7 protein-coding genes and 2 pseudogenes are annotated in these 7,511 nt (G+C 63.0%); 4 read left to right on the forward strand and 5 right to left on the reverse strand.

Features of this window, described 5'->3' with window-relative positions; all coding sequences use genetic code 11:
* Positions 1–65: 65 nt before the first annotated feature.
* The 3 genes and pseudogenes from EN884_RS18185 to EN884_RS18195 all read right to left on the reverse strand — a co-directional run bounded on the left by EN884_RS18185 (position 66) and on the right by EN884_RS18195 (position 2,676).
* A complete protein-coding gene (locus EN884_RS18185) occupies positions 66–419 on the reverse strand; it encodes a DUF488 domain-containing protein (protein ID WP_063167641.1) in 354 nt (117 codons plus the stop codon).
* Between the two features lie 21 nt (positions 420–440).
* Entirely contained in the window at positions 441–1,697 is a 1,257-nt protein-coding gene (locus EN884_RS18190) for an aminopeptidase (protein ID WP_063167642.1), read from the reverse strand.
* Positions 1,694–2,676, reverse strand: a pseudogene (locus tag EN884_RS18195) (LysR substrate-binding domain-containing protein). Before EN884_RS18195 ends, EN884_RS18190 begins: the two are co-directional and overlap by 4 nt.
* Positions 2,677–2,770: 94 nt before the next feature.
* Between EN884_RS18195 and EN884_RS18200 the strand changes: the two are divergent.
* The 3 genes from EN884_RS18200 to sbmA all read left to right on the forward strand — a co-directional run bounded on the left by EN884_RS18200 (position 2,771) and on the right by sbmA (position 5,642).
* On the forward strand, positions 2,771–2,992 hold the full coding sequence (locus EN884_RS18200) for a hypothetical protein (protein WP_063167643.1): 222 nt from the start codon (positions 2,771–2,773) through the stop codon (positions 2,990–2,992).
* Positions 2,993–3,108: 116 nt separating this feature from the next.
* Entirely contained in the window at positions 3,109–4,269 is a 1,161-nt protein-coding gene (locus EN884_RS18205) for a YbfB/YjiJ family MFS transporter (protein ID WP_063167644.1), read from the forward strand.
* 113 nt (positions 4,270–4,382) lie between these two features.
* Positions 4,383–5,642: a peptide antibiotic transporter SbmA gene (sbmA, locus tag EN884_RS18210; RefSeq protein WP_013532851.1), complete on the forward strand. Its 1,260-nt coding sequence runs from the start codon at positions 4,383–4,385 to the stop codon at positions 5,640–5,642.
* A gap of 33 nt (positions 5,643–5,675) precedes the next feature.
* Here sbmA and EN884_RS39620 read toward each other — a convergent pair whose 3' ends face one another.
* Together EN884_RS39620 and EN884_RS18220 are read right to left on the reverse strand one after the other, a co-directional pair.
* A complete protein-coding gene (locus EN884_RS39620) occupies positions 5,676–6,116 on the reverse strand; it encodes a GTPase (RefSeq protein ID WP_128360660.1) in 441 nt (146 codons plus the stop codon).
* Positions 6,113–6,778 carry a tetratricopeptide repeat protein gene (locus EN884_RS18220; protein WP_063167646.1) on the reverse strand — a complete coding sequence of 222 codons (666 nt, stop codon included), beginning with the start codon at positions 6,776–6,778 and terminating at the stop codon, positions 6,113–6,115. The genes EN884_RS39620 and EN884_RS18220 overlap by 4 nt, the downstream gene beginning before the upstream one ends.
* Before the next feature lie 212 nt (positions 6,779–6,990).
* On the opposite strand from EN884_RS18220, the pseudogene EN884_RS18225 reads away from it, so the two are divergent.
* Positions 6,991–7,511 (forward strand): annotated as a pseudogene (locus tag EN884_RS18225) (polysaccharide deacetylase); the annotation flags it as partial.

The raw sequence follows: 7,511 nt of genomic DNA on the forward strand, positions 1-7,511 counted from the left end.
CACCTGAGGGGGAGATGGCCGGCAGGCCAGAGGGGGGGCGCTGTCCCGCCGACCGCCATAAAATCTCAGCGTCCGCGCAGATACCCCGCCAGCGCCACCGCATTGTTGTGCGCCTCGTCAAGCGCGCCGTAGAGCAGCGTCACCTTGCCGTTACCCAGCAGGCCTCGCAACTGCGTCACCGCCGCGCCATTCCCATCCAGCTCAGCGCCATACCGCTCCTGAAACTCCGCCCAGCGCACCGCCTCGTGTCCGAACCATTTGCGCAACTCGTCGCTCGGCGCGATGTCCTTCAACCACAGCGTCAGCGCGGCGTCTTGCTTGCTGACGCCGCGCGGCCAGATGCGGTCGACCAGAACCCGCTGCCCGTCATCGGCAGCGGGCGGCTCGTAGATACGCTTGACCGCGATCTTGAAGGCCATCACACCTCCTGGCTGGAACCCTCAGGCCCACTCGCCCTTGCGCATGACAGGCACGCGGGCGCCGTCCTTGTGGACGCCATCGATGTCGATCTTGTCCGAGCCGATCATCCAGTCGATGTGGATGAAGCTCTTGTTGCCGCCGCGCGCGGCGATCTCGTCCTGGCTGAGCGAGGCGCCGTCGACGAAGCACTTCGAATAGCATTGGCCGAGCGCGATGTGGCAGGCGGCGTTCTCGTCGAACAGCGTGTTGAAGAACAACAGGCCGCTGGCCGATATCGGCGAGGAATGCGGCACCAGCGCCACCTCGCCGAGACGGCGCGCGCCCTCGTCGGTGTCGAGCACTTTCTTCAGCACGTCCTCGCCCTTCGATGCCTTGGCCTCGACGATCCTGCCTTCTTCGAAACGCACCGAAATGTCGTCGATCAGCGTGCCCTGGTAGGACAGCGGCTTGGTCGAGGAGACATGGCCTTCGACTCGCCCCGCATGCGGCGTGGTGAAGACCTCCTCGGTCGGGATGTTGGGGTTGCAGGTGATGCCGTTCTTGGCGGTCGAGGCGCCGCCCATCCATTCATGGCCGTCCGCCAGTCCAACCGTCAGGTCGGTGCCCGGTCCGGTGAAGTGCAGCGCATGGAAATTATGGCCGTTGAGCCATTCGGTGCGGCTGCGCAGCGCCGCGTTGTGCGCCCTCCAGTTGCCGATCGGATCCTCCACATCGACCCGCGACGCGGCGAAGATGGCATCGGCGAGTTTCACGACCGCAACATCGTCGGCATCGCCGGGGAAGACCTGTTTGGCCCAGGCGAGGTCCGGATAGGCGACGATGTTCCAATTGATGTCGAAGCCGGTGATCTTTTCCAACGCCGGCTGATAAGCCATCGAATTGGCCTTGTTGGCGCGCGCCACTTTCGCCGGATCCTGTGCGGAGAGCAGCGACGGATCCTCGCCGCGCACCGCAAGCCTGGCCGCATTGTTGGAGAAGGCCTTCGCCATGCCTTCATAGAGCCAGCCGGCGGCGCGGTCGAAGCTCGCATCGGCGCCGAAGCGGTAGCGCGCCAGCGTCATCTCGTCATCGTTGAAGATCGGCGTCACCAGGCCGGCGCCGGCCTTGTAGGCATGCTCGACGATCCGCCTGGTTAGCGGCAGTGCCGCGATCGATGACGTCAGCACCAGATCCTGCCCTGGCTGCAATTGCAGCCCGACCTTGATGGCGACTTCCGCCAGCCTGTCGAGCTTCACCGGGTCGATTGATGCGGAAACGCCGCGCGAATGTGTGGTCATGATCCTGCCTGTCGTAGTTTGATGTCCGACCTACCATAGAGCGGCGGCGCGGCGCTTTCCACCGCGATCGCGCCGGCGGGTTTTGGGTTTGCGGACCCGAACCGCGCCATGGTTGCTTCGATCTCTTCCCTGATCCAGACCTTGAAATCCCGGACCTTGCGGCTTTCCGCCTTGACGGACGAGGTCACCAGCCAATAGCCGAGCCCGCTCTGGGCGCGGATACCGAAAGGCGCCACCAGCCGCCCGTCGGCCAGCGCATCCGCGGCGAGCAATTGCCAGCCCAGCATCACGCCGTGGCCGGCAATCGCCGATTCCAGGCACAGCATCGGGTCGGTGAAACGCGCACCCTTGAGGAAGCTGACAGGTGGGACGCCGGCCGTCTCGAACCAGCTTTCCCAGTTGATCATTGCTCGCTCGTCGGTGATCGCGCAGGTCTGGGCAAGGTCCTCGATCGACTTCAGTTTTTGGGCAATCGCCGGCGCGCAGACCGGGAAGACTTCCTGCGCCAAGAGCAGTTCCGTGCGCCCGCCCGGCCATTTGCCGTCGCCAAGCCGGATGGCGATGTCGATGTCTGAGTGATCGAGATTGACCAGCCGCACCGAAGCGTCGATGCGCAGCAGCACGTTGGGATGCCGGTCGAAGTGGCGAGATAGTCTGGGCAACAGCCACTTCGAGGCAAAGGCCGGCGCCACCGAAACCACCAATGTGCATTGCGTAGCCTCGTCGGCCAGCGCCACGGCCTGGGAAAGCTCACGAAATCCAGCACCAAGGCGGGCCGCGAAGACGGCGCCGAATTCGGTCAGCACCAGACCGCTCGCCGTTCGCTCGAACAGCGCCTGGCCGAGCTGTTTTTCGGTACGGCTTATCTGCTGGCTGCGGAAACGTTGAGCTCACCGGCGGCCGCCGCCAGCGATCCGAGACGGGCAACGGTTTCGACGGCGCGCAGGCCGTTGAGGTGGACGCGGTTGAGCATGGCCATTGAGTTTTTCTAAACTGATCCGGCTGAAATCTCAATTGAAAGGCATGTCGAAACGGCGGATTTTATCGGAAGAGACAGACCTGTGGAGCCGGAAATGCTGAGGATCTTGTCGTCGTCGCTGAAGGTCTTTTTCGCTGCGAGTACGCCGTATGAGCCGCACCCGGACAGCGAAACGCAGAGATGGCTGACCGATCCGCTTTCGCATCCGGTGCTGAACACCATGTCGGAACGCGAACTGGGCGATGTGCCGTTCAGGCTGACGGCACGGCGGACAGTGCACGAGACGGCCCCGTTGCACGCCGGCGGCCGCTGCTGAGCAGCCGCCAAGCGTTCCGGCTTGAGGAAAGTCGAGGCGAGCACCACGTCCCGCGCACGCGCTGGCCCAACAGATGGCGATTGTTTCAGCGACCCCTGCACTTATTGTGCAGTGCAATGACATCAGCCACCTCGACAGCGCTGCGTTTCGCCTTCGCCGGCATGATTGCCATGGCGGTTGCCATGGGCATCGGCCGTTTCGTCTACACGCCGATCCTGCCCGGCATGATGCAGGAATTGCATCTGTCGCCTGCCGATGCCGGTTGGATCGCGTCGGCCAATTATCTCGGTTATCTCGTCGGCGCGTTGGCAGCGGCGGGCGGCTGGGCGCATGGGCGCGAGCGCCTGCTGATGCTGGCGGGGCTTGGCGCCAGTACGGTCCTTGCCGCGCTGATGGGGCTGACCGAAGCGATGACGGCCTTTCTCGCTATCCGCTTTCTGGCCGGTCTGGCCAGCGCCTTCGTCATGGTGTTCATGGCCAGCACCGTTTTCAGCCACATCGCGGCTGCCGGTCGCAACGACCTGCAGGCCTGGCATTTCGGCGGCGTCGGGCTCGGCATAGCGGCATCGGCGGCGATGATGGCGGTGCTGGTCGCCGAGCATTCGGGCTGGGCTGCAGGCTGGCTGTGGTCGGCGGCGATTTCGGCCTGTGGTTTCGTCCTCGTTGCGCTGTTGGCCAATGAGGGTCCGCTCGGCAACGGCGAAGCCACCCGCGAGCCGGCACTGCGGATGGACCGGTCGTTGGTCAAGGTCATCGTCGCCTACGGCCTGTTCGGCTTTGGCTATGTGGTGACGGCGACATTCCTGGTCGCCATCGTCCGGCAAGGCGGCGGCAGCCGCGTCTTCGAGGCCATGGTGTGGATGGTCGCCGGTCTTGCGGGCTTTCCCTCAGTCTGGCTCTGGCAGAAGATCGCGGCCCGGACCGGCCTTTATGCCGCCTATGCGCTGGCGTGCTTCATCGAAGTTGCCGGCGTCACCGCCAGCGTCGCCATCGGCGGCGCCACCGGGCCGCTGCTTGCCGGCGTGCTGCTCGGTGGCACCTTCATTGCCATCACCGCATTTGGCCTGCAGGCCGCCCGGCAGCAGGCGCCAAGCGCGCCGCGGCGGATATTCGCCCTGATGACGGCTGCGTTCGGCCTTGGCCAGATCATCGGGCCGGTCGCCGCCGGGTTTCTGGCGCAGATGTCCGGCGATTTCTTCCTCGCCTCGATCACAGCCGCGATCGTGCTGGTCGTCTCCGGCGCCATCACATGGTCGGCTGCGCCAAAATCGCCATGATTGTGAGCTTGCTGTGCCGGGCATCGGGCACGGGCATTTTCTTTCCCACTAATGTGTGACTTTATGCCCGCTGTCGTCAGCTGATTTGTGCCTAGATCGAGGAATTCGCCACAGTGTTCGTATCCTTTTTCCCGCAGCCGAAGCTGTTCTTCACTTCGGCCGCCGTCTGGAGCCTTGCGGCGATCCTGTTCTGGTTCTTCGGTGGTGAACAATTAGGTACGGTTTTCGGATTGCCGCCCGCCGCGGCCGGCGCGCCGCCCATCATCGGCATCGCCATCCTCGTATCGAAGCCGTTCCTCTGGTTCTATCTCTATTTCGCGTTCTGCGTGCTCGTCTTCTACGCATTCTGGAGCTGGTATTCGCCGCATCCATGGCAACGCTGGTCGATCCTGATGACCGCGGTCATCCTGTTCTTCATCTATTTCAATGTGCAGGTCAGCGTCGCCGTCAACGCCTGGTATGGGCCTTTCTTCGACTATGTGCAGGGGCTGATGTCGGGGACTGGAAAGTCGACCAACAGCGAATTTTATATCGGATTGGCTGATTTTTCGTGGCTCGCCCTGGTCGGCATGAATGTGCAGGTGGTCAACGCCTTCATCGTCAGTCACTGGATCTTCCGTTGGCGCACGGCGATGAACAACTACTTCGTCGAGAATTGGGGCAGGCTACGCCATATCGAGGGTGCCTCGCAGCGCATCCAGGAAGACACGATGCGGTTCTCGCAGATCATGGAAGATCTCGGCTCCAGCTTCGTCCAGTCGATTATGACGTTGATCGCATTCCTGCCGGTCATGATCCAGTTGCAGGCCCATATCACCGAGTTGCCGATTATCGGCGCGATTCCACAGCCATTGGTTGTCGCAGCCCTTGCCTGGTGTCTGTTCGGGACGATCTCGGTCATGGTTGCAGGTCTGAAACTTCCAGGGCTGCAGTTCCGCAACCAGCGCGTTGAGGCAGCCTACCGCAAGGAACTCGTCTACGGCGAGGATCACGCGGACCGGGCCCAGCCGGCCACCACGGCCGAGCTGTTCGAGAATGTTCGCCACAATTATTTCAGGCTCTATTTCCACTACATCTATTTCAACGTCGTCCGTTACACCTACCTGCAGGCCGACAACATTTTCTCGCTGCTGATCCTCGGTCCCTCGCTGGTGGCGCACAAGATCACGTTCGGCGCGCTGAACCAGATTTCGAACGCATTCGGCAAGGTGACCGGTTCACTGCAGTTTCTGCTCACCTCCTGGTCGACCATCGTCGAGCTGCAATCGGTCCACAAGCGCCTGCGCGCCTTCGAGGCGACGCTGCAAGGCGAGCCGCTGCCCGATATCGACCAGCGCTATCTGGCAAGGCAGGGCGCTGAGGATCCGGCCTAAAGATCGAGGTTGGAAACGAACCGGGTTGGCGGCTCAGCCGCCGACCGAGACCTGCCTCTGGCCGGCATCCTGGCGCGAAACATAATCGCGAAAACTGATGCATTCGACATCGGCCTTGACGCAGACCTCGCCGGCAAAGCGCTCCAGCGCGTTCCAGTAGGCGCCGTCATTCATCAGCGCGAAGTGGAAGCCGAGCTCCAGCGGAATGCGCTTGCCGGCATACTGCTTGTCGAAGGCGGCGCGGAAGGCATCATAGGTCCGGTTGGCGAACTCGCCCGCTTGGCTTGGCCGTTCGAAGCCGGCGGTGTCGATGACATCGAAATGCAGGTCGTAGAGCTTGGCGGCGTGGACGCGACGGTCGCGGGTGACGCCCGGCGTGTCGTCGACAAGCGCCAGCTTTCTTCCCACCAGCCGATTGAAGAGAGTCGATTTGCCGACGTTAGGTCTGCCGATGATGGCGACTTTGAAGGTCACGACGCACTGCCCGACCCGCGGATCAGCTCGGACATCAATGTTGCGCGCTCGCGGGTGTTGCGCGGGGCGCCGTCATCGGCGGCGATCTGGTCGAACAGTTTCAGCGCATCCTGCGTCTTGCCTTCCTTCCAGGCGGAAAGGCCGAGCGCCTCGCGCGCCGTGTGGCGCAGCGTGTTGGTGTCGGATGTCAGCGCTTCGATACGGCTGGACACGTCGGCGAACGAGCCATGGTCGACGAGCAGCAGCGCTGCCCGCAGCCGCGCCATGTCGCGAATGCTCTGGGGAATGGCCGTGTCGGCGGCGACTTCGTCGAAATCCTTGACGGCGGCGGGAACGTCGCCCTTGTTCGCCTTGACGGTCGCGCCGCGCATGCGTGCGAGCAGCGGATAGGCGCCGTAGCCATCCTTCTCCAACTGATCGAGCGCGGTCAGCGCCTCATCGTTCTTGCCGTCATTGGCAAGCTTCAGCGCCTGCGAGAACGCATCGCCCGAGCGGTTGGCGCGCGTCTCGTCCCAATAGCGATAGCCGACGAAGGCTGCGGTGCCGAGCACCACGAGGATCGCAACGACAATCAGGGCTGGGCCAAAACGGTCCCACAGCGCCTGCGCCTGTTCGCGACGGATCTCGTCGTTGACTTCACGGATAAAACTGTCGTCGGACATCAAATCAAACCATTCCTGCCCGGTCGGGCCTTTGTCAGCCCGCGTTTTAGCGAAATTTTGCCGGCATGGAAGGGGTTCGACCGGAAAATCGCTATTGTCCGGGGCAAACGGATGTTTGCCCCGGACGAGCAGCCGAAGAGGCCCATCGCACCCGCGCCACATTTAGGCGATAGCCGGCTTGCAGACGTTCCCCGAGTTAAGATCAGATTCCTATGCTTCGTCCGTTCCGCGTTGTTGCGTTTTCGCTTGCCGCGCTCGTCACTGCCGGCGTGGCTCTGGCCGACCCGCCCGCGCCACCGGTGCCGGCAAAGCCCAAGCAGGTCGTCATCATCTCGTTCGACAGCGCCCGCGACATTTCGCAGTGGAAGCGCAGTCGAGCACTGGCTGAGCGCACCGGGGCACATTTCACCTATTTTCTGTCCTGCGTCTTCCTGCTGTCGACGGAAACACGCAAGGAATACACCGCACCCGGCAGAAGCGCCGGGAAATCCAATATCGGCTTTGCCGCCTCGAAACAGGAAGTCACCGACCGGCTCGAGCAGATCGGGCTTGCCGCGCATGAGGGCCACGACATCGCCAGCCATGGCTGCGGCCATTTCGACGGCAAGGACTGGAGCAAGGCCGACTGGCTGAAAGAGTTCGGTTCGTTCGAGCACATTCTCGAGAACGCCTATGCCATCAACGGCATTGCGCCCGAGCCTGAGGGCTGGCGCGATTTCGCACGGCATGCGGT

The organism is Mesorhizobium sp. M7A.F.Ca.AU.001.01.1.1 (assembly GCF_004022735.1).
Classification (GTDB): Bacteria; Pseudomonadota; Alphaproteobacteria; order Rhizobiales; family Rhizobiaceae; genus Mesorhizobium; species Mesorhizobium ciceri.